The 1,585-nt window shown below is 74.3% G+C and carries 1 protein-coding gene; it reads left to right on the top strand.

Features of this window, described 5'->3' with window-relative positions; genetic code table 11:
* On the top strand, positions 1–1,524 hold a 1,524-nt coding region (locus PKY62_RS12145; protein WP_324537321.1), incomplete at its 5' end, for a cation-translocating P-type ATPase.
* Between the last annotated feature and the right edge of the window lie 61 nt (positions 1,525–1,585).

Consider the following 1,585-nt stretch of genomic DNA (forward strand, 5'->3'; position numbering starts at 1 on the left):
TTCCTCGTCGCGGAGCGCAAGCTCGGCACGAACGCGGACCGGCACCGCCGGTTCCGTCGGGTCGCCGAGGTCCCCTTCACCTCCGACCGCAAGCTCATGTCGGTGCTCGCAGCGGACGACGAGGCGGACGGGGCGCTCGTGGTGGTGACCAAGGGCGCGCCCGACGTGCTGCTGGACCTGTGCACCCACGTGCTCGTCGGGCGGGACGTCGTGCCCCTCGACGCTGCGCGCCGCGAGAATGTTCTCGCGACGGTCGTCGGGCTGTCCGACGAGGCCCTGCGGACGCTGGCGGTGGCCTACCGGCGGACGGCCGCGGCCGAGGTCCCCACCTCGCTCGAGGCGCGCGACGTCGAGCACGACCTCGTGCTGGCCGGGGTCGTCGGGATGATCGACCCGCCCCGACCCGAGGTGCGCGACGCGGTCGCCGCGGCGCAGCGGGCCGGGATCCGGGTGGTGATGATCACGGGCGACCACCCGCAGACGGCCCGCCGGATCGCCCTCGACCTCGGGATCGCCGCCGAGGGCGCCCAGGTGCTCAGCGGCCAGGACCTCGACGCGCTCGACGACGCCGGCCTGCGCGACGCCGTCGGGCGCACGGCCGTGTACGCGCGCGTCGCCCCGGAGCACAAGCTGCGGATCGTCGACGCGCTGCAGGCACGCGGCGAGGTGGTCGCGATGACCGGGGACGGGGTCAACGACGCACCGGCGCTGAAGTCGGCGGACATCGGCGTGGCGATGGGCATCACCGGCACGGAGGTCACCCGCCAGGCGGCGTCGATGATCCTGGCGGACGACAACTTCGCGACCATCGTCGCGGCCGTCGCCGAGGGCCGGGGGATCTTCGCCAACATCCGCAAGTTCCTGCGCTACCTGCTGGGCTCGAACATGGGCGAGGTGCTCACCGTCTTCGCCGGGGTGGTGCTGGCCGGGTTCCTGGGGCTGACGGGGCACGGGGAGGCCGTCGTCGTGCCCCTGCTCGCGGTGCAGATCCTGTGGGTCAACCTGCTCACCGACACGGGGCCGGCACTCGCGATGGGCGTGGACCCGCAGCCGGACGACGTCATGGGCCGGCCGCCGCGGCGGGCCGGGGACCGCGTCATCGACGGGCCGATGTGGGCGGGGGTGCTCGTCACCGGCGTGGCCATGGCGGTCGCGGTGCTCGTGACGATCGACCTGTTCCTGCCGGGCGGGCTGGTCGAGGGGACCTCGGACGTCACCACCGCGCGCACGGCCGGCTTCACGGTGCTGGTGCTGGCGCAGCTGGTCAACGCGCTCGCGGCACGATCCGAGACGGCCTCGGCGCGCGTGGGGCTGCTGGCCAACGGGTGGCTCTGGGCCGCCATCGCCCTGTCGCTGGTGCTGCAGGTGGCCGTGGTGCACGTGCCGGTGCTGCAGGTGGCCTTCGGCACGGCGCCGTTGGGTGTCGCCGACTGGCTGGTCTGCGCGGCGATGGCATCGAGCGTGCTGGTGGTGTCGGAGGTGCGCAAGGCTGTCGGGCGGGCACGGACGTCGAGGCAGCGCTGAGTCGACCGCATCCGCGGACCCCCGGTCCGGACGTCCGCCCGGCCGTCGCCCCACCCCACCC

It is taken from the genome of Actinotalea sp., assembly GCF_035443605.1.
Classification (GTDB): domain Bacteria; phylum Actinomycetota; class Actinomycetes; order Actinomycetales; family Cellulomonadaceae; genus Actinotalea.